This is a genomic window from Clostridioides sp. ES-S-0001-03 (genome assembly GCF_020676075.1).
Taxonomy (GTDB): domain Bacteria; phylum Bacillota; class Clostridia; order Peptostreptococcales; family Peptostreptococcaceae; genus Clostridioides.
Window position 1 is genome coordinate 36,488 of the sequence record NZ_JACVWJ010000014.1, and the last position, 21,226, is coordinate 57,713.

General features: G+C 27.9%; 24 protein-coding genes. 7 read left to right on the forward strand and 17 right to left on the reverse strand.

What is annotated here, in order from left to right:
- Positions 1-10 precede the first annotated feature (10 nt).
- A complete protein-coding gene (locus IC174_RS19205; protein WP_227483704.1) occupies positions 11-1,225 on the forward strand; it encodes a replication initiation protein in 1,215 nt (404 codons plus the stop codon).
- Between the two features lie 204 nt (positions 1,226-1,429).
- Positions 1,430-1,579 carry a type I toxin-antitoxin system toxin gene (locus IC174_RS21485; RefSeq protein ID WP_227829910.1) on the forward strand — a complete coding sequence of 50 codons (150 nt, stop codon included), beginning with the start codon at positions 1,430-1,432 and terminating at the stop codon, positions 1,577-1,579.
- A gap of 374 nt (positions 1,580-1,953) precedes the next feature.
- Here IC174_RS21485 and IC174_RS19210 read toward each other — a convergent pair whose 3' ends face one another.
- Together IC174_RS19210 and IC174_RS19215 are read right to left on the reverse strand one after the other, a co-directional pair.
- Positions 1,954-2,265, reverse strand: a complete 312-nt coding sequence (locus IC174_RS19210; RefSeq protein WP_227483705.1) for a hypothetical protein — start codon at positions 2,263-2,265, stop codon at positions 1,954-1,956.
- Between the two features lie 93 nt (positions 2,266-2,358).
- Complete coding sequence (locus IC174_RS19215; protein WP_227483706.1) at positions 2,359-2,871, reverse strand: nitroreductase family protein; 513 nt, start codon at positions 2,869-2,871, stop codon at positions 2,359-2,361.
- 252 nt (positions 2,872-3,123) lie between these two features.
- Between IC174_RS19215 and IC174_RS19220 the strand changes: the two genes are divergently transcribed.
- From IC174_RS19220 to IC174_RS19240, 5 genes are all read left to right on the forward strand, one after another.
- Entirely contained in the window at positions 3,124-3,666 is a 543-nt protein-coding gene (locus tag IC174_RS19220; protein ID WP_227437164.1) for an RNA polymerase sigma factor, read from the forward strand.
- Positions 3,659-4,363 carry a DUF4367 domain-containing protein gene (locus IC174_RS19225; protein WP_227437162.1) on the forward strand — a complete coding sequence of 235 codons (705 nt, stop codon included), beginning with the start codon at positions 3,659-3,661 and terminating at the stop codon, positions 4,361-4,363. The genes IC174_RS19220 and IC174_RS19225 overlap by 8 nt, the downstream gene beginning before the upstream one ends.
- A 452-nt stretch (positions 4,364-4,815) precedes the next feature.
- A complete protein-coding gene (locus tag IC174_RS19230) occupies positions 4,816-5,259 on the forward strand; it encodes a hypothetical protein (RefSeq protein ID WP_227437160.1) in 444 nt (147 codons plus the stop codon).
- A gap of 366 nt (positions 5,260-5,625) precedes the next feature.
- Positions 5,626-6,432, forward strand: coding sequence for a ParA family protein (locus IC174_RS19235; protein ID WP_021382772.1), 807 nt, complete (start codon positions 5,626-5,628; stop codon positions 6,430-6,432).
- Positions 6,432-6,797, forward strand: a complete 366-nt coding sequence (locus IC174_RS19240; protein ID WP_227483707.1) for a hypothetical protein — start codon at positions 6,432-6,434, stop codon at positions 6,795-6,797. The genes IC174_RS19235 and IC174_RS19240 overlap by 1 nt, the downstream gene beginning before the upstream one ends.
- Positions 6,798-6,911: 114 nt before the next feature.
- Here IC174_RS19240 and IC174_RS19245 read toward each other — a convergent pair whose 3' ends face one another.
- The 15 genes from IC174_RS19245 to IC174_RS19315 form a co-directional block, all read right to left on the reverse strand.
- On the reverse strand, positions 6,912-7,712 hold the full coding sequence (locus IC174_RS19245; RefSeq protein ID WP_227483708.1) for an N-acetylmuramoyl-L-alanine amidase: 801 nt from the start codon (positions 7,710-7,712) through the stop codon (positions 6,912-6,914).
- Positions 7,712-7,969, reverse strand: a complete 258-nt coding sequence (locus IC174_RS19250) for a phage holin family protein (RefSeq protein WP_227483709.1) — start codon at positions 7,967-7,969, stop codon at positions 7,712-7,714. Before IC174_RS19250 ends, IC174_RS19245 begins: the two co-directional genes overlap by 1 nt.
- A gap of 15 nt (positions 7,970-7,984) precedes the next feature.
- Positions 7,985-8,215: a hemolysin XhlA family protein gene (locus IC174_RS19255; RefSeq protein ID WP_021384792.1), complete on the reverse strand. Its 231-nt coding sequence runs from the start codon at positions 8,213-8,215 to the stop codon at positions 7,985-7,987.
- Positions 8,216-8,357: 142 nt separating this feature from the next.
- A complete protein-coding gene (locus IC174_RS19260) occupies positions 8,358-9,878 on the reverse strand; it encodes a hypothetical protein (protein WP_227483710.1) in 1,521 nt (506 codons plus the stop codon).
- Positions 9,879-10,151: 273 nt separating this feature from the next.
- Positions 10,152-10,334 (reverse strand): hypothetical protein, encoded by a 183-nt coding sequence (locus IC174_RS19265; protein WP_227483711.1) that lies wholly within the window; start codon positions 10,332-10,334, stop codon positions 10,152-10,154.
- Positions 10,334-10,627: a hypothetical protein gene (locus IC174_RS19270; protein WP_227483712.1), complete on the reverse strand. Its 294-nt coding sequence runs from the start codon at positions 10,625-10,627 to the stop codon at positions 10,334-10,336. Before IC174_RS19270 ends, IC174_RS19265 begins: the two co-directional genes overlap by 1 nt.
- A 13-nt stretch (positions 10,628-10,640) precedes the next feature.
- Complete coding sequence (locus tag IC174_RS21200) at positions 10,641-11,897, reverse strand: hypothetical protein (protein WP_413927107.1); 1,257 nt, start codon at positions 11,895-11,897, stop codon at positions 10,641-10,643.
- Positions 11,898-12,157: 260 nt separating this feature from the next.
- The gene (locus tag IC174_RS19280; protein ID WP_227483713.1) at positions 12,158-12,940 is read right to left on the reverse strand and encodes a phage tail protein; all 783 of its coding nucleotides are present in this window, start codon (positions 12,938-12,940) and stop codon (positions 12,158-12,160) included.
- On the reverse strand, positions 12,941-13,558 hold the full coding sequence (locus IC174_RS19285) for a putative phage tail protein (RefSeq protein ID WP_227483714.1): 618 nt from the start codon (positions 13,556-13,558) through the stop codon (positions 12,941-12,943).
- Between the two features lies 1 nt (position 13,559).
- A complete protein-coding gene (locus IC174_RS19290) occupies positions 13,560-14,612 on the reverse strand; it encodes a baseplate J/gp47 family protein (RefSeq protein WP_227483715.1) in 1,053 nt (350 codons plus the stop codon).
- Positions 14,605-15,036, reverse strand: coding sequence for a DUF2634 domain-containing protein (locus IC174_RS19295; RefSeq protein ID WP_227483716.1), 432 nt, complete (start codon positions 15,034-15,036; stop codon positions 14,605-14,607). Before IC174_RS19295 ends, IC174_RS19290 begins: the two co-directional genes overlap by 8 nt.
- A complete protein-coding gene (locus IC174_RS19300) occupies positions 15,036-15,362 on the reverse strand; it encodes a DUF2577 family protein (protein WP_227483717.1) in 327 nt (108 codons plus the stop codon). Before IC174_RS19300 ends, IC174_RS19295 begins: the two co-directional genes overlap by 1 nt.
- Positions 15,363-15,376: 14 nt before the next feature.
- A complete protein-coding gene (locus IC174_RS19305) occupies positions 15,377-16,906 on the reverse strand; it encodes an NlpC/P60 family protein (RefSeq protein WP_255625537.1) in 1,530 nt (509 codons plus the stop codon).
- 239 nt (positions 16,907-17,145) lie between these two features.
- Complete coding sequence (locus tag IC174_RS19310) at positions 17,146-17,778, reverse strand: LysM peptidoglycan-binding domain-containing protein (protein ID WP_227483719.1); 633 nt, start codon at positions 17,776-17,778, stop codon at positions 17,146-17,148.
- 10 nt (positions 17,779-17,788) lie between these two features.
- Entirely contained in the window at positions 17,789-21,175 is a 3,387-nt protein-coding gene (locus IC174_RS19315) for a phage tail tape measure protein (protein ID WP_227483720.1), read from the reverse strand.
- Positions 21,176-21,226 lie beyond the last annotated feature (51 nt).

The window sequence follows — 21,226 nt, forward strand, 5'->3', positions numbered from 1 at the left end:
ATTAAGATATATGGGTAATGCAAAAAGAGTCATTTATAATAAATATGATAAAAAAGAAATATTTAAAGACTACAATAGTCTTGTAAAACACAATAATCTTATACAAGGAAAATATACTCTTTCTGCTTCTGAACAGAAATTTGTGTATAAGCTTTTTGAAATAATTCAAAAGAGGAATTATTCTTCAAGAGAGATCTCTTTCAAATTCGATACTATATACAAAGACTATAGTGGAATAGTAGATAAGAATATAACTAAACAGGAGTTTAAAAATCTAATTGAAGGAATCCAAAACAATCAACCTCGTGTAATTATAGGAGATCAGTTTATAAGAACTCAATGGTACGCTATAAAAGGGGATTTGGATTATAACGAAATAACTCTAATAATAGACGAGCATATATTTAAATACATACAAGCAATAGAGGAAAATTTTACTAAATTAGATTTTGCAAGTATTTATTCTTTTACAACTTTTTTTGCTATGCGAATTTATGAGTTATTAAAACAATGGAGTGGGACAAGGCAAGGAATAGTATTTAAATTAGATTACTTTAAAGAACTTCTAGAAATACAAGATAAATACAAAAGATATTATGATCTTGATAAATATGTATTAAAAAAGAGTACAGAACAGATTAATGAGAAGTCAGATATATTTGTTGAATATAAACCAATAAGAAAAGGTAGAAGTGTTGAATCAATAGAATTTTCCATAAGAGAGAAAAAGGAAAATATAGAAACATCATATGAAAATAAAGAAGATGTTATTGAAAAAAGGCTTGAAAATAAAAATATAAACTTAAATAAAAAAGAGTTTTTTATACCAGAAGAAATCTCTCTGAGTGATAAACTAAAAAATCTATTTAAGATAGAATTTGGAGAATACAATTTTAGTGAACCAAAGTATTATAAACTATTGTTAGAAGCAGAAGAAATTGCTTTAAAAAAAGATAACTCTTCTAAAATAGTTGCAACAAATTATGAATTATTTTCTTCGATTTTAAGAAATAAAATATCTTACTTAAAAGCAAAAGAAAATGCAATTGAAATAGAACTTATAGAAATGAGTTTAACCGAGGAACAGTTAGAAGAAATGCAAATACTTGATATGAATCCTGTTACTTTTCTTGAAAGAATAATTAAACCTGATGAGAAAAAATACAAGGCATTCAAAGCAGTATATGATAAATGTGAAAAAGAAAAAGATAGAATAACTTTTTAAATAAGTTATATTTTAATTTATTAATTAAATTATATGATAAATTAAAATAAAATTGATATATAACTTATTAATCATTATTAAAATGAAGTTAGTTAGGTACAAAATTATGGCATAATAAGTTTTAGCAAGAAGAAAATATATAATCTATAGAGTGGAGTTCCTACGAACGAAAGATATAGCCTCCAGAAGAAAGGAGGTGTTGGTATAAATGAATTTTTACTTAATGTAATTGCTGGCATTATTGCTAGTTGGATATTTTACTTAATTAGTAAAATATTTGCGAAAGTAAAAAGCCACTCTGTGCGAAAGAGTGGCTGGGAATTTGATTTAAAAATCAAATTCCGCAAAAAATAGTTTTAATTTTAAAATTATGAACTCCACTCTACTGCTAAATAGATTGTAGTTCTTCTTGCTTTTATTATATCACAAAATTAATAATAAGATACAATTTTACATAATTTTAAATATAAGAAAAATAGTAATTGAATGTGATGAAAGAAGATATTATAAATTTAAAAATAATTTATAATTAAAATTATAAAAAAATTAGTATAAAAAATAAAATATAACTTATATAATAAGTTATATTCTATTTTTTATGAAGTCAATTAAGATCTAAACTATATTAGAATTAATTTTAGAGATAAGATAAAAAATACAATCTATAAAAGTGAAATTCATGCATGAAAGATTATTGTTAAAAGTAGCAAAAATCAATTTAAAAAAGATTAACTATGCCCAGAATATATTTTCTTTTTGACTAAAAAACCTCCTATACCCAACATATTATAAACTATCAACAAATCTATACAATTTCTCATGTTATACATTAAATTTAAAGGTACTATAAATGCTATAGATGATAAAATGAACCCTAGAAGCAATTCCTTTTTGAAATCTGAATACATTATCCCTTGTATAACAAAGATGATTGGAAACAGTAAAAATAATCCAAGTAATATGTTTTTTTCAGTTCTGCCCCATAGAGTTATTACAAGTATTATCATACTTGGTAATATTATAGACAGTGTTTTCTTCATAAAATGCCCCCCCTTTTTATTATACAATTCACAGTGTATAACTAGTAACTTTCTTATATTGTAAATATGAATGAATAATTTTCCAACTAAATATTATCTATTTTTATATACATTTCTATGTATTTTATTTTTATCAAATCTATCTATAAATTCATTTTTTTCTTCGCTATATCCTATAGATACTATGGCATAAGGTACTAATTTTGCTGGTAAATCTAGAGTTTGTCTAACCTTATTTACTACTTTATTTTTAGGAAAAACACCTATCCAACAAGCAGCTAATCCTTGATTTGTAGCTTCTAACAATAAATTCTGTGTACAAGCACCTAAATCTTGCATCCATTTACCAGGCTTCAAGAATCTATCTCTATTTCCAAGTACTACTATACATAGTGGTGCGAATTCTATATGCTTTGCTCTATGCTGTGACTCTGATAGTTCTTTTAAGAGGTATTTATCATCTACTACAATAAATTCCCATGGTTGAGCGTTTTTTGATGATGGTGCTTGCATAGCTGATTTTAGTATTTCAGTTACTTTGCTTTCTTCTACTTTTTTACCTATATAGGTTCTTATTGAACGTCTATTTTTTATAACTTCCAACATATAGATTCTCCTTTAAATAAAATTATTTATATTTATATAATATCATTACTTTAAATTCAATCTATAGATTGAATTTATAAAGTAATATAAAAAATAAATTATTTTATAAGTTAATATATAATTTAAAACATGTAATATTAGTTCTAAATACAGGTATAACAATACTCTATTTAAATAGAATTATATATGCATATATGTTATAATTAGACTCTAAAATATTGATTCGAGATATTTACTTTGGAGGAATTATAAATGTTAATTTATTTATCAATGCTTGAGTTTGAAGAAGATAAAATCAAGTTTGAAAAGATATATGAAAAATATAGACAGATAATGTTTTATGTGGCCAATAAAATATTAAAGGATGATCATTTAGCAGAAGATGCTGTACATAATGCTTTTCTAAGAATAATTAAAAATATAGATAAAATTGATGAAGTAGATAGTCCAAGAACGAAGGCTTTTATCGTTATAATAGTAGAAAGGATTGCTATAGACTTTTACAGAAAAAGAAAAAGGGAAAAAGTATCTGATATTGAAGAAGAGTATAAAAACAGGGCGATAAATTTTTCTATAGAAGATAAAGTATGTGAAAGTAATTTAGCTATAGCACTTGCAAAACTTAATGAAAGTTACTTTCAAGTACTTTCTTTAAAGTTCCAGTATGGTTTTTCAAATAAAGAAATAGCAAATGCATTAAATTTAGGGGAGGAGAATGTATATAAGAGGATTCAACGTGCTAGGAAAAAATTAAAAGAAATATTAGAAGAAATGGAGGTTGGAAATATTGAGTAATAAAAAAGATGATTTTGATATTACAGATGATATGCTTCAAGAAAGTATCCCAATCGCGACAAAAATTATTCTTGACAGCCTTCCTTCAGATGATGAATTAAATCATGTTTTTTCAAAAGGTTTTGAACGAAAGATGAAAAAACTTATTAAGCAGCAAAAAAGAAGTAGTCTTACAAATAAGATTATTTTTTATTCAAAACGAACAGCTATTGTATTTTTAATAGTTTTAGCTAGTTTATTTACTATTACTATGAGTAGTGAGGCATTGCGTACACGTTTATATGAATTGGTAATAAGAGTATATGAAGATTTAACTTCTTTTGTATTTTCAAATAAGGAAAATATTGAAATCAAAAACCTTAAGATTAAAGAACCAGGATACATCCCAGAAGGATTCAAAGAAGCAGATAGGGTTGATAATTTTATGATTGCATATGAAAATGAAAAAGGTATAAGAATAGAATATACAAGTACTGAAATTGATACGAATTCTATTATATTAGATACAGAAAATGCAAAAGTTAAAGATATATTTATAAATGGGTATAAGGCAAAATATATAGAAAAAGAAACTTTCTTACAAGTATTTTGGAATGACAACAACTTTATATATCTGTTAAATGTAGATTATCAAAATAATAAGGATTTAGAATTATATAAAAATATTTTATTAAAAATGGCTAAAAGCATAAAATAATTTCTTAAGTGTCCAAAAACCATCTCTTTATTCGTTATATATTTGATGTTATAAAAATTTATAAGAAAAAGAGGTGGTTTTTATAGTTTAAAAAATGGAATGTAAGTCAAATACAAATATATCTTAGCTATTATAACTAAGACAAGACAAAGCAATAAGCCTTTTATATTAGAAAAATGATTTAAAACTCAAAGAACCTATTTATTAGTAAAACCTGATCTAAATTGGGTATTTATGATTTATTAATATAATTACAAGTTTATATATGTTTATTGGGGGATAGTTACAATATATAGTATTCTAGGTATTTATAACTATTATAGCTATGAATATCTATTTTGTAATTATAATAAAAATTTAATAAAAAATTTTATATAAGTGTCCAGAAATCACTTCTTTATTCGTTATATATTAAGTAAAAAATAATAAAAAGCAAATGAAGGGGTGATTTTATGGTTTGGAAAAAAATGATTATAAGTAGTATGTGCGCTTTAATATGTTCATCAGCAATTGCGATGCCTATATTTGCTGATGAATATAAAGACAAGAATATTGAACAATATTCAGCTGTAGACTATATAGATGATACTATGGTAAAAATGTCTTATATTAAGTCTGGTACTTGTACTTTAAATATTTCAGGAAACACAGCGAGAGTAATCTGTTCCATTAGAGGTTCATCAAATGTGAAAAGTACATCAATTATTGCTAGGTTACAGAAAAGTAATGACAATGGAAAAACATGGTCAACAATTCAAACTTGGAATGCTTCAGGAAATAGTTCATGTACTCTTTCTAAATCAAAAACTATAGGAAGAGGATACTACAGAGTTCATTCTACAATAAAAGCAAATTCTGAAAGCAAAAATATAGTAAGTAGTGAAAAAAGATATTAAAAAAATATTGCATACATAAGATGAGGTGACTATAAATAATATATCTTGAATGGCCAATTATATTAATTCAGTCTGCTAATTTTCTATTATTAATAATAATACTTATACTTGTAATTGATATTTTTAAAAAGTAATAAACTTCAGGTAATTTTACATATAACACAAATATAAAAGGAATAGATATTATCTATTCCTTTTATATTTGTGTTATCTTTGAGTAATTGAGTAAAACTTATAAATAAATTGTTTTATAAATTATATGATAAATTATTTATAAGTTTTATATAATTTTTTTACAAAAAACCCGAATGTAGGCGGAAGTGTGATATAATATCATATATCAATAGAACTCACAGGAGGATTAAAATGAAAATAGTAAGTTTATTTAATGTAAAAGGTGGGGTTGGGAAAACGACATTAGCATATCTAATGGCTCTTAATTTATCAAAAAAAGACAAAAAAATACTTATACTTGATGGAGATACCCAAGCAAACTTTACACAATTCATATATAAAATAGTACATAATAAAAAAACAATTCTAGATGCATTTAAGGATGATATAAGTGCAGAAGAATTAATAATAAAATCTCCATTAAAAGATTATCCAAATGTAGACTTAATACCAAGTGATTTATCTTTATCTGTTTTATCAGAGTATTTAACTATAAAAACTAGTAGAGAGAAAGTTGCTTTTAAGTGGTTTAAGAAAAATATTTCTACTCTTAAAAATTATGATTATATATTAATAGATTTATCTCCTTCATATGATTTGATTGCTAGAAATTTCTTATTCATTTCAGATAGTATTATTACTCCTCTTGAATTTCAAGATATAGCAAGTATAAGAGGTTGTGAACTATTTTATCAAAAATACAATGAAGATCTAGAAGATATGGGAGAAACTAATGAGGCAAAAAGAGCAGTTGTAATAAATTCTTTTACTTCAAGAAAGTTAACTTCTGGAGATATATTTATGGATTATTTAGATAGGTTTGATAGTATAAAAAAAGATTTATCCGATGTAAAAATAAGTGAAAGCACTATAGTAAAAAATTGTGTGCTAAATAAATTAAGTATAGATGACTATTGTAGGAAGATAAAAAAGGCTCATAAAGTTAGAGAAGAATTAAATGATTTAATAGAAGAACTTACTAATAAGGGGGTATTATAATGAGTAAATTTGAATTAGAAGAGGAAGAAATATCTATACCTAGAAAAGACTATAAAAATGAAATCAATAAAGAAATTGAAAATAAATTTAATGAACATACAGAACTTCCAGGGATAAACTTATTAGATTTAAAAGAAAATAAAAAGACTAAAAAGGGACAAGTTACATTATATATCAATGATGAGGATTTGAAAGTATTAAAGACTATAGCACACCTTAAAAAGACTACATTAAATAAAGTAATAAATGAGTTTATTAGGGCTAATGTAAGGGCAACTAAAGAGCACTTACCAGAAGAATTAAACATAGATAAGATAGCAAAAGAGTATGATAAAAGAAATAAGAATAAAGGACCTAAAAAATAAGTTGGTTTATAAAATATATATTAAGGTAAATGATAACTTAAAAATAAGTTATTATTTACCTTAATATAAAATGTATAATATAGCTAATAGAATACATTTTATATTAATTTGACATTATAATTTCTTTATAAATTCCAGTACTTTATAAAGGGTATCAAATCTATCGCTTCCCTCTATCATAGTATATTTTTCTTTAGTTATATTCATTATTTTATTACATGCTTTTCCTCCTATAACATATAAATTTTCTGTTCTTCCTGGAATATAATCTTTTATATCACATATTAATATTTTTCCATTATTATATCCCCAACCAACCACAGTTGCAGGTATTTTATCAATTTCTCCATCATAAACTATTGTATGTTTATACATTTTATTTACCTCTTCGCTATCTATTTTCTTATTTAGAATACCCTCTGCTATTAATTTTGCAACTATATCTTTATGTCTAATATAATAATCTGTATCCGCTTTACTGTCTACAAAGCATACTTCTATTAATATTGCTGGTGCCTTGGTATGTTTAAGCCAATAGAGGCCTCTTACATCTGATTTTGCACCTCTATTTTTAAATACAGTTGCTAATTTATCATTTACTCTATCTGCATACATTTTGCCATTACTAGTTTTATATATTGTTTCTGTACCCATTGGGTTTAGGGTTGTACTATTTGCATTGAAATGAACTTGCACTGCTAAATCTACATCTTGCTTGTTTGCTATTTGACATTGTTCTGATAAGTAGTTGTTAGAATTGTCTACTTTATCAGTATATACAGTTGCTCCTCCTCGTTTTAACCATTTAACAATTAAATCAGTTAGGATTCTATTTTCTTTTCCTTCATCTATATATCCAACTGCTCCTGTTCCTTTTCCTGTTAGAGTATGTCCTGGAACTATCACTACCTTCATTATTTGTCACCATCCTTTAATTGTTTGTAAGTTTGATTTATACCTATTGATATTCCCCAACAAATCACTCCTTGTAAGACTGCAATCGGATTTAGTCCTAACATCCATATTGAGAAACCTATACCAAGTGCTAGTAATACAACTGGAATATATTTATTATCTAGTTGTTTATATTTCTTACAACCTGCTCCTATAACATAAAGAGCAGCAACCAAAATTAGTAACTGCTCTGGTATAAAACTTATTAAATTATCCATCTTTTATCCTCCTAATCAAAATATTCCTCTCTGTATTGCAAATATAAAGAAGCCTACTAATGTTGTAATCATTGTTCCAATTAGCCACTTTAACATACTTGTAAGTGAGTTTAGATTCTCACATAGTGCTTTTAATTCTGCCTTAGATTCTATATTTGCCACTTTTAATTCGTCTATTTCGTCATTATGTTTATTTATTGTTACCTCATGTCGTTTCAAATTGTCTTTGAAAAGTTCTTCATTCATGAAAACCTCCTTATTTGTATTAAAATAAGACTTAGAAATTATCTAAGTCTTATAAGAAATTTATATTATTAATTTTAATTTACATAAAATTAATTACACTTCAAACATCTCTAAGTTATAAGTTCATATTAAAGATAATAAATCATTTACCAATTGCACAAATATTAAGAACACATCCAAAAGAATTACTACTAGAATCACTAGTTGCTATACGAAGTATTGTCTTACCTTTACTTACAGAATTAGTACTAATAAACAAGCAGCATTTAGCCCAATTATTGATAGAACTATGATCATAAGTTAATTTACCAATAGTGGTATAATCATTATTATTAGTAAAAGATCCATGAATAAGATAATTATAATCAAAATCATAAGAGAAATTATGTTCATATTTCCCTAAGTCAGTTGCAGAAGAAGAAATAATAAAAAGGAACTTAGGCTCAAATGGCAGAAGAATATAATAGTTTGAACCACTACCACTATAACCTCCTTCTGAAATAGGAGTAGCATAACTACTTGTTGTACTGTAACGTATAGTACGTGTATAAACATTATATTTGTTCCCAAGCTGTCTATTTAAATCAGTTATAGCATTATTTAACTGACTTATAGTATTATTTTTCTCTGTTAATTGGTTCTGCAATTCTTGAACACTAGCATCTGAACTATCAAAAGAAGTTTTAATTTTCTCTGACAACTCCACTAGTGTATTATTCAAATTTGCTTCTACATTCTTTAATGCCAATACATTTACTATTGAAGTTTTTCCATTACTTAAGACTTCTTTCATTTCATCAATCTTATTTGCTATATCTTCTAAACTAGAATCATCCTCTAATGGCATTACACTTTTACTTACACTTAATATCTTCTCAGCAGTTGCATTCTCTGCATCTGTAACTACTATTTTAAGTGTGTGTATTGCATTGTCTGTAAGTTCATAGTTTATTGTTTTTTCTGATGTTAAATCTGTTGTTATTGTTTCTTTTAACATATCATCAATGAACCACTCTATTTTACTTAAATTATTATCTATGTCTATTACTTTAAATGTTGCAGAAGTGGAATTATAAGAGGATATATTTAATTTTGGTTTAGTATTTCCTTTTGTAAATGAAACTATTTTAGTTAAAAATACTCCTCCATCACTAGTGCTAAGTTCTATAGTTATATTGTTTTTAGATTTAAAACTTAATTTTGACAAATGTTCTTCTGTTAAATCTATAGTATAGTTTGAATCAGTTGTATTATACTTTTCGCCTATAACAATGTCATTTAATTTATAAACTATTTTAAACCTCGTAGTAGGGTCACTGTCTGTTATTTTATAATTTATACTGCGAGCATAGCTAATATAACCTAAGTCATTACTTATAGAAATTATAGGGTCTGGTATAAGTTCAATAGTTGTGTCTTGTCTAATCGTGCAATCCTTTATAATAATTTTTTCATTATATTCTCCACCTGCTAAATAATACGCTTCAAATGAATTAATAACATTCTTAGTTGTCTCGGGAATATTTATATTTTTAACATCACTAAAATTATATCTAGCATAATAATTTCTAGACTCAAGATAACAAGGACTAATGTGTATGTCAGATTCAGAATAACAACCCCTTCTTTTTTTAATAGTTCTTTCAATAACATAAAATGCCAATTATTTCACCTCACTTTCTATATCGATATCAAATTACTGTTTATACTAGATATAATACTACTTCTATTTCCTTTTACTTCTTGCATCATTTCTTTTAATATCTTATTTATTTTACTTACTAAATCATTAAATTTCAATTTACAATACTCCTTTCTAATTTTATGATTTTATTGTACCTAATTTTAAAACCATAAACGTCTGCAAAGTGTAGATGAAGTGTAGGCAAAATGTAAATTAATTTATATATTTTTGGGAATAAAAAAAGAACATTACCTATTTTGTAGGTTCTGTTCCTTCTACTACTCCACTTTCTTTAATTATATAATCTTCTACTGCTTTTCTATACTCTGTGTTAGTAACATCATCTAATTCAAAAGGTCTGTTTTTTAAAGGATTTAATCTCTTGTTTAGTATTCTCTCTGACAATATTCTTACTACAACATTATTTATATTCATTATAATAATCCTCCTACTTTTTCATTTTCATTTAATAAAATCTGATTTTCTAATTCTTGTATTCTTTTTTCTTCATCTGTTATATATACTGGTATTTCTTCTAAGATTGGTTGTTTAGTTTCTATATTTATACCTGTAATTCTATTCTTAGTGTAATCTACACTTCCATAATCTATATCAATCCAATTCAATTCAGTTATTTCATTATGTTCTAATACGTCTCCTGTTGCTTCTCCTGTCTGCAACAATATTTTTCCTGTTTGGTCATAGATTATTATATTTGCTCTATTCATTTTATAATCTCCTTTAATCTTTCATAAATTTGATAGCACTCCAGGTATAATTATAGCTTCTGCTTGTGCCTGGTAAATACGCAGGAACTTGAACTCCATTAGTACTAAACCATACATCCCCTTCATTATTGCTATAAAGAAAACCATCAGCAGTGTACTTGTCACTACCACTAGGGCAAGCATAGACTGATACAGCAACAAAATCTTTTCCTCCACTTGTAGTAAAACCACAACAGGCAAATGTAAAAAGTTTATAGTTCACTCTATAGTCGCTATCCCAGTATTCGCAATCAGCTACAAAAATATTAGGCTTAAAAGCCAAACTGTTAATTTTAAGCCATCCTCCGAATTTAGTGGTTGTAGATTTTTTATACTCATAAGCAACTTTAGTTCCATCATTATTTTGTACAGCAGAGGTGCCACTCGCAACTTTAAATTGAGAGTTCAACTGTGTTATAGTATTATTAGCTTGTGTTAATTGCTTCATTAAATCTTGTAAACTAGCGTCCCCACTATCAAAGCTCGTTTTAATCTTCTCTGATAACTCAACAAGTGTATTATTTAAATTTGCATCTATATTTTTAAGTGCTAAAGTGTTTATAATGCTTGTTTTTCCATTCTTAAATCCTTCTCCAATTTCTACTAATTTAGAAGATATATCTTGCAGAGTTGCATCTGTTTGTAGTGGCATTATTTCTTTACTTATACTTAGAATCTTCTCAGCAGTTGCATTCTCTGCATCTGTAGCTACTATTTTTAATGTGTGTATTGCATTGTCTGTAAGTTCATAGTTTATTGTTTTTTCTGTTGTTAAATCTGTTGTTATTGTTTCCTTTAATACATCATCAATGAACCAATCTATTTTACTTAAATTATTATCTGTGTCTATTGCTGTAAATATTGCAGTAGTTGAATTGTAAGAGAATATATTTAATTTTGGCTTAGTGTTTCCTTTTGTAAATGTAACAGTTTTATCTAACATTTTACCACCAGCAACAGTACCAAGCTCAATAGTTATATTATTTATAGAATTAAATACCAGATTGGATAAATGTTCATCAGTTAAATCTATAGTATAATTAGAATCTACTGTATTATCTTTTTCGCTTATTACAACATCATTCAATTTTACAGTTATTTTAAAACTAACATCAGGATTACTATCATAAATATTATATTTTATACTGCAAGCATTGCCAATTATACCTAAATCATTATTTATGGATATAGATGGATTTGGTACAATTTGAACAGTGGTGTACTGGTACATATTATAACCTTCATACACAACTCTATTGTTATTTATATAAACATAAACTTCATATGACTTAATTCTAAATTCTTTAGTTTCATTTATAGAAATAGTTTTATATTTACTTAAATTATAACTACCATAATAAGTAGTATTATAAGGACTTTCTCTTGTATAGGAGCAAGTAGTCGAATGAATATCATCTTCAGAGTAATAACCTTTTCTTTTTCTAACGGTTCTATAAATATTATAATCTCCGATTTAAATCACCTTCTTTTCTACATTGGTATCAAATTATTATTTATACTTGATATAATACTAGTTCTATTACCTTTTACGTCTTGCATAACTTCTTTTAATGCTTCCTCAACATTATCACTTTCAAATAAGTTATCTATATCTTTTATGCTTGTTTTCTCTGCTGTTGTTTCTATGCTATCTACACTAGTTTTTACCTCATTAATTGCACTAACTATATTTGTTTTATCTGTTGTTTCAAGTAGTGTTGTATCACCTATCTTAGTGTTAATCTCCGTCTTAGCAGTTTCTATGTTGCTTGTTAACTCTGTTTTAGTTGTATCAATTTTAGTGTCTAACTCTTGTATATCTTTGAGCGTAGCTAAAATAACAGTTGGGTCTACTTTTAAATTTACACTTGAAGTGTTAGAAACCACTAAAATAATTTTTATAACTAAATCTTTTACACTACCACTATCAGCAGTTGGTTTATATGTCTCAGGATATTTAGATACTGCAATTAGTTGTTCTTTTGAATCAAATATACCCACTTCTCTTATCATAAATCCACCAACGCTACCTGGTATTACAGTTTCTATTACTATCCAGTTTGGATTTTCTTCATCTACTTTTACATTGTTTACAGAACCTTCCCAAACTACTTTTTTAAGTGTTGCCTGCTCTTCTGTTGGATCATATTCTGTTCCTGCTCCATCGCCAAGTTGTAATTTAACTAAATCTACTTTATTGCCAAGTGCGGTAGCATTTGCAATAGATGCCTTACCTATCTTTGTTAAAAGGGTATAATATTTTTGTTCTGCCAATTATATCACCTCCTGTTTTGGGTATAAAGTTACTTTTTCCATACTCCTATCATTACCTGTAGCTATAGTTAATTCTCCAAAACTTTCAAAGTTTGTTGGAGTATATGGGTATATGGTAACTGTTTCACCTGTATTCGTTGTAGAACCTGCAAACATGTGATTTTTATTGAATAAAATCATCTCAAATTTGTGTTCAAGATGACATGGTTTTATTTCTTCTATTTTCTTATCTAACTCCAAGATAGTGTTATAACTACAATTATTTGTTATAAAACTAAGTGTAAAACTAAATAGATTACTAAATACCTCTACATCAACATTAGTCTTTGTGTAAGCTTCTGAGATTGCCTTTATAACTTCTATTGTAGTTGTACCCTTACCTCTTAATTTGGCTTTTATATTACTTCTTCTAGTATTAAAATCCAACTTAGAATTTGTTTTTATTTTTAATAGATCTTCCCAGTCATCAAGCCCCCAAGTTGCTGTATCTATAAAAAACTGATCTAATAAATCATTCTTTTCATCAAGTAATGTTAGAAGTTCATTTTCAAGTGCATCTTGAATTTGTATGTCAATTTCATTGTTTGCAAAACTTGGTAAGTGGTCAATTAACTTCAATTTAACTCACCTCGATATTAAATGTAACATTTGAAACAGCAGGAACTTTTTCTTCATCAACTATTATGTTTTTAATATCTTCATTTATAAGTAGATTTTTTATATCATGCACTCCTTCTATGCTTGCTAATAAACTCATTATTTTTATATAAATAATCTCTCTTGAATTTTCTATTAAATAAGAATTTATAATATCTAAGAACACAACTTTTATGGATTCAATATCATATCCATTTTCAAGTGTTAAAGTCGCACTAATAGTAATATCAAAAGTACTTGGTGTAACAATTGTAACAGTAGGTCCAATAGGTTTTTCTTCTTCTATGTGTTCAGCACATCTTTGTAATACTTCATTGTCAACTGATTGATTGTTTTGACCATAAATTAGAATTTTAATTGTACCTGGTCCATCCCAACAAGGAATTACTTTTGCATTATAAACACCTTCAACCTCTAAAGCCCAAGACTGGTAATGTGCTTTATTTCCACTCGTTGCTTGATTTTTTTGTATTTTATAGAACCTTTCTTTTAATTCTTCATCAGTTTCTATTTCTGTTCCACCCTTTAGGTCCAGTTCATTATAAATTTTAGTTACACCATTTATATTGTCTATAAGTTTAAATTCTGTGTTAGCTGATAAATTGTACTTAACGCCAACCTCCAAAGCCTGTATAGGGCTTACATTTAACTTACTATTTTCATCTATTGTAATATCTTTAATAACTACAAATAGTAAATCACTGTGAGATACTATTGTTCCATTTGGTATTTGAGTTCCCATTTTGCCTTCAAATGTTACTTCACCTATTGCTTCTGTACCTAACTTTCTATATACTCCAAATTCATTGACTCTTCTATCGAGAAAATCGTCAAAATTATCTTGAATAAAAACTCTTTTATGTATATAAGAAAGTTCTATATATAACTGTGCAAGTTCTGAATTAACAGGTGAAACTATATTATAAAGAGAAGATCCTTGACCTTTGTAAAGAGGAAGGTCTATGTTATTTAATGTTCTATTATTTAAGGTACTAAATGTTTGGTTATCATACAAAAGTAATCTTCTCCTCTCCATAGATTGTTTTTATATTCAAATTTATAGATAAATTATCATCCTTAAATTCTGTATTTGTTACATTAACTTCTAATATATATGGATTAATTAAGAGTGCTTCTTGTATATACCTTTTTGCTTCACTTTCAGTAAGGCCTTTAGTATACTTTTGTCCTATGAGATTTTTTATATCTGTTCCATAATCCCAAGTGTATATTAAATGAACATACTTATCTGTCTTTATAGTTTTATAAATCCATACTTTGATTGCTTCATTTCTTTCAACTACTTTAAAGTCTCCATTTTCAATTATCTTTTCATCTTTTTCAAAATTCCAAGCAAATTCCTTGAAAATAGGTAATTCTTCATTGGATGGAGAAGTATAATCATCTGGAACACCCATGAAAGGGAAGATTGTACTCATTATAAACTCACCAACTTACTTACAACAGCAAATTTCTCGCCTATTTTAAACATTATTACCATATCTCCAGATTCGAGATTATTAATAAAAGGATTTTTTATATTATGTTTGTGTTCTTGATTTATTTCTGTTTCAAATGTTTCTATCTGACTATTAAGTATCCAACTATCTATTAAAAGATTTTCTTTTTCCAATAAAAGAGTATTTATCTCTATCTTTAAATCTGGCAATTTATCTTTAACTTTACCAATAAAAAAAGAAGGCTGATTATGATATTTACCTTCTTTTCTCATTATTCCTATAAATTCATTAATTGGATCTGCCATTTTATCACCTCTTTTTATAAAACTCTTCGAGCTGTAGAAAAGTTTTTAGTGTAATAACTACTGCTTGTTTTGCTTATTTTAACTACATCACCTGTTTGTGGGGCATGTAGAAATTCTCCATTACCTATATATAAACCAACATGACTAACTGGATTATGGAAAAATACTAAGTCTCCTGCTTGCAAATTGCTTTGTTCTACTTTTTTACCAACTTTAGATTGTTGACTAGATGTTCTTGGTAAATTAACATTAACCTTTTTAAAGCAATATACCATAAGTCCAGAACAGTCAAAGTTACTTGGTCCATTACCACCCCATTTGTATGGTTTGCCTAGATGTTTTTTTGCCTCTGCTATTACTGCTTTTGCTCTTTCTGTCATGTTTCCAGCATAACCACCTATGACTATTTTCCCTTTTCTTCTTCCAAAAGTCATCATATCTTCTACATTTCCAAATAAAATATCTATGTGATAAGTTCCATCCTTTTCTATGATTATTGCAGAGCCAACATCATTTACTTTGTATGTTCCATCTCGATTTGAAACTCCTGTAACTAACTGTATTTCATCACCATATTTTAATAATGGATGTTTATCTAAGAAATCTTTTGTATAGTAAGATTGCTTGAAAGCACCAACCATAGGGGCGGCACATGTTTTTTTAGAAGGGTCTAATTTTTTCTTTCTACAATCTGTATCTCCACCTTCAGATTTTCTAGGACAATAGGCAGTAAATTCAGCAGGAAACTCTGTTCCTCCAGTATACTCTGAACTGCCATCTTCTTTTTGTTCATCTTGACCAGCAGATTTTTCATCCATAATATTTTGAAAGTTAAGTTCAAGTTCAATCTGATAATCTCCATTTTGCCAAATATGTTTATCTGCATCTATATAAAAGAGACCTATTAATTTTGTATATGAATCTTTTACTTTTACACCTCTACCAGTTATACAACTTATATCACCATATCCTTTTAAAGAGCAAGTTCTTTCTATGTCTTTAAACTCATTATCTATATCTACAGTGTCATTTTCTTGTTGTTGTATTACCTTTTGCATAATTACTCCAACATTTTTAAATATAGAATCATTTATTTTTTCATTAATCTTATTACCATACTGATCAACAACCAGTACTTTATTTTTCACATTCTCCATACTTTCTGAAAAGGTTGTATTAATAAGATTAAAACCTTCTTCAAAGGTAATATCTAGAGTAACAATTCCTTTTTCAATGACATTAAATTTATAAAGATTGGCTTCTATCATGTATTTTTTCTTTGTTGTTTTGCTTGCTTCTGTATAAACACTCATTATAGTGTCATATCCATTTACACCAATAAACATCTTAGTGTATTTAACATTAGTCTTAGATAAATTACCTAGTGGGAGTTTATTATCTGTAAAAACTTGTTTAGCAATATCTTCAACTAATTTATCTTTAAAATTATACGAAACTTCACTTTGTAAAAGTAAAAAACCCATATCTTTTGCAGTAAAATCAATACTGTTATTACTTGAATCGAGAGATCTGTCTATTATCATGCCTCTAAAAATCTCTTTATCATCTACATAGAAACAAATTGTACTTGCCACTGGAATATCTATTTGCCTAAAGTTAATATCAGATGATGATTGAATTATAGAAAATTCAAGTGTTCTTGATGGTGATCTATAATCTCCAGACCAGGTACATTTGTCTACTAAATCAGTTATATTATATATATTTCCGTTTTTTATATGAACTTGTATTTTGATTTTATTAATTATAAATCACCATCCTTTTATGGAATTATTAAAATCCATCCATTTTGTATTATGTTTGGGCTTTTAATTTTATCCTTGTTGGCTTCGTAAATTTTCTGCCAAAGGTCACCATTTCCATAATACTTCTTAGCTATCTTAAAAAGAGTATCTCCTTCAATGACCTTGTGAGTTTTTTGCTTAGTTTCAAATCCTTTTGTAATGGGTAGGTCAATACTAGAAGATAAATCGCCATCCTTAGCATTGACCTTAGATATTTTTATTCTTCTATATTCTTTTAAACTTAAGGTAAAATAAACATCTCTTGAACAATCTTGTTCTTTGTAATTAAAATCTGCTATGATACATTCAAAATTTACATTAGTTTCTGTAATTATAAATCTCAATATAAATCCCTCTTTCATCCAACCTTGTATCAAATTTACACAATCATAAGGTTTTGGGAATCCATTATAATTACAGAAACTATATTCTTGATTAGGGAAAAAAGATGATAGTTCTATAGTTTTAAGTCCTAATCCTCCAAATACTGCAATATCTCCAACTCCTAATATATTGGATGTATTTATTGTTGCATTTCCATTTATTTCAAAAGAAGGTGGTAGAATAGGGAATCTAAATGCATTATTTGCTTGCCTTAACCATATTTCCATTAGATACCTCCTAAAGAACTCCTCCAGCATTTGCAAGAGATATTTTTCTGTTTAGTTTTTTTACAATTTTATCTATGTCAGCCTCTTCCCTTATAATTATTGTATCTGCTAACTTATCAAGAAATAAACTTCCATTTGAACTATTTCTCTTATATTGATTGGCCTCTTGTTTAGTTAAAAGTTTTTCTCCTTCGTGTGCTCTTATTAAATAATCATTTCGAGGAACTCTATTTATACCGAATGCTCCTCTTGGACCGCCAGCAGCATCTGCACCTTTTCCTATTTTTAAGCTAGGACCACTTTTTACAATCTCAATCATTCCTTTGATTGGATTATTAAAGAACTCTTTAAGTTTATTCCAAGCTTCCTTTACTCCTTTAACCTTATCTTTGAAAAGGGAATCAGCAAGATCTATTACAGGTTCTAGTACTCCACTAACTAGATCAACTAGACCATTCCAAATTGATTTTATTACGCCTACTCCACTATCAAATATTTGCTTAAGTCCATCCATGGTCTGATCAGCATTTCCTGTTATAAGTCCCATGACAACATTTATAATTCCAGATATAAAAGACATGATGCCATTTATGATACCAGACACCATTGTTATAATAGCAGTTAATGTATTTAAAACCCATGTAAATGCTAAAATTATTCCACCAACAACACCAGCTATTGCTATTCCTATAGAAGGTAACAATTGTTGCCCTATTTGAGATAAGAAAGGCATAAATCCTTGAAACCAAGTTTTAACAGGAGCAAGTGCTTGACCTAAGCTTTGGAAAGAAATTTTAATTCCATCAGTAGATTTTTTAACACTATCCAATGGTTGACTTACCTTATTTACTGTATCTCCAACCTGTTTGGCTGGAGTAAAAAAGTCAGTAATTGCTTTTTTAACCTTATCAAAACACTCTTTCAAATTATCTAAATGAGGTTTTAAAGGTTCAAATGCTTTTACTAGATTATCTATATTTGTTTTAATATTTCCAGCTAATATATCCTTTAATTCCTTAAATTTATCTTTTATTGAAGTTATTGACTCCTTAAATTTATTCTTAAAATTTACTCCAGAATCCTCTAGAATCTTTAGTGCAGGTTTAACATCATTTAATATCTTATTTTGCAGTTCTGTAAATTTAGTCTTTCCAGATTCAACACCTTGACTTATAGAATCTGTCATAGGTTTAATAAAAGTTTTAAAATCACTAAATGAACCTTTTAAATTTGCCATTGTTTGTTTTAATCCACCTGTATTTGGTGTAGATTTTCCAGCTGCATCTGCTGCTTTACTTCCTGGGAAATTTACATTTGTTTTAGTAGATATTTTTGCGGTTGCTTCAATTGGATTTTCTAAGAAGGCTCTTAAATCTCTCCATTTATCTGTAAGCCATTTCGATTTATCCTTAAATAAACTATCTACAATATCAGCCACTGCTTCTATTGGAGCAGTTATAAAATCTATGAAACCTTTCCAAATTGATTTTATAATTTTAGCTCCACCATCAAATATTTGTTTAACTCCATCCATCATTTTTTTACTATCACCTGTGACAATACCTATAATTAAATCAAAAATACCACTTAAAATAGATGCTAGACCATTTAATACATTAGCTATAGTATCAACCACAGTTTTAAAAGCAATTGCAAGAGTAGACAAAACTACAACTAACTTTGCTATATGAAAACCTATTACACCAATTAAAACAGGTCCTAGGACCTTCATTATTACACTTCCTAAGTTTAAAATAGATGCAAATAGTGGCCCAAATGCTGATAATAACTCTTTAAATTTCTCTCCTAATTGTTTAAGTGCAGGCATGCAAAAATTTACTATCGGCTTTGCAAATTCTGTAAATGATTTTACTAATGAATTAACTTTATTTCTAAAAACTTCAGATTTAGCATAAGCAACAGTAAATGCCGCTGACAATGCAATTACAGCTGTTATAGTCCATCCTATAGGACCCATTACAGCCAAAAATACTGCACTTAATGGTTTCATACCAATTACAAAGGCTCTGAAGGCAACTTTTGTTCTTAATATTATAGGGATAAAGAAAGCGAATATCCCTATAGCTTTTGAAACGATTAAAGATACAGCTCCTATAGTAAGTAAAAGAACTCCAAATGCTCCAACTGAAAGCATTACATTGGTTATAACTCTTTTTATTGGTTCACTTAGATTATTAAACCAAACGGTCATTTTAGTTAAACTATCAACTACAGAGGCTATTGCTGGTTTTAGTTGATAGTAAATAGTAATTCCAGTTTCTTCAAGGGCTGATTTTAAGGTTGCAAGTCCACCCTTAGTATTATCTTTCATTACATCAGACATTGTTTTTAAGGCACCTTTTGAATTATCTATTTTTTTCTTTAAGCTATCATACTCATTTCCAACTCCATCAAGTAACTTTTGTAACGTTTTTAATTGAGTTTTTCCCCCTATGGCTGCTAAGTAATAATTTTTCTGTTTATCAGTCATATCTTTTGTTTTATTTGCAACTTCTTTAAGTACATTTGACATACCTTTAAATTTACCCTGATTATCAAATGCACTTACTCCAAGTTTTTTCATTGCCTTACCTGCTTGGCCTGCACCTGTTGTAAGGTTTATCATGATTGAGTTTAAAGCATGGCCTGCATCTGTACCTTTAACTCCTCTATTTGCAAGTATTCCCATAATAGCAGTTGCTTCAGATAATGGAACTTTTAAGTTACTAAATGTACCCCCTGCAACATTAAATGCTTCCATTAACTGTTGGATGTTTGTATTTGATTTAGTAGATGCATTTGCAACCTTATCTAAGTACTCACTTAATCCAGCACCAGCTAGTACTTTGCCACTTTTACTTACTTTATCAACTTCTAAACACATAGAACTCATACTATCAGTTACTAAATCAGATGCTAAACCAAGGTCCATAGATGCTGCTTCTGATAAGTTAAGTACTGGCATTAAGGCATGCATTGATTTTTGAACATCCCATCCAGCAAGCCCCATATATTGAAGTGCATTGGCAGAATCAGCAGCAGTTTTAGTTGTAGCTTTCCCAGCATCTCTAGCAGCCTTTGACATAGCTTCAAAATCACCTGGCTTTAAGGAATTTCCAAATGTAGCCTTAACTTGAGACATGGCACTTTCAAATTCTGTTCCAACTTTTGTTGCAGCAGCAAATGCCCCACCAACTCCAGCAGTTATAAGTCCTCCTGCTTTTAATGCACTTATACCAACACTTTTTAAATTGTTCTGGACATTATTTAATGCTCTTGATGCTTGAGAGGATGAATCATGCAAAGCCCTAGTATTAGCCGCCACTCTTCTTAAAGTTGAACTTGCTTCATCTCTCATTTTTATTACTGCTTGTAAAACTTTTGTACTAGAACTCATAGATTAAAACAACCTCCCAGCACCAGATTTTATTTCTTCTTTTCTTTCATC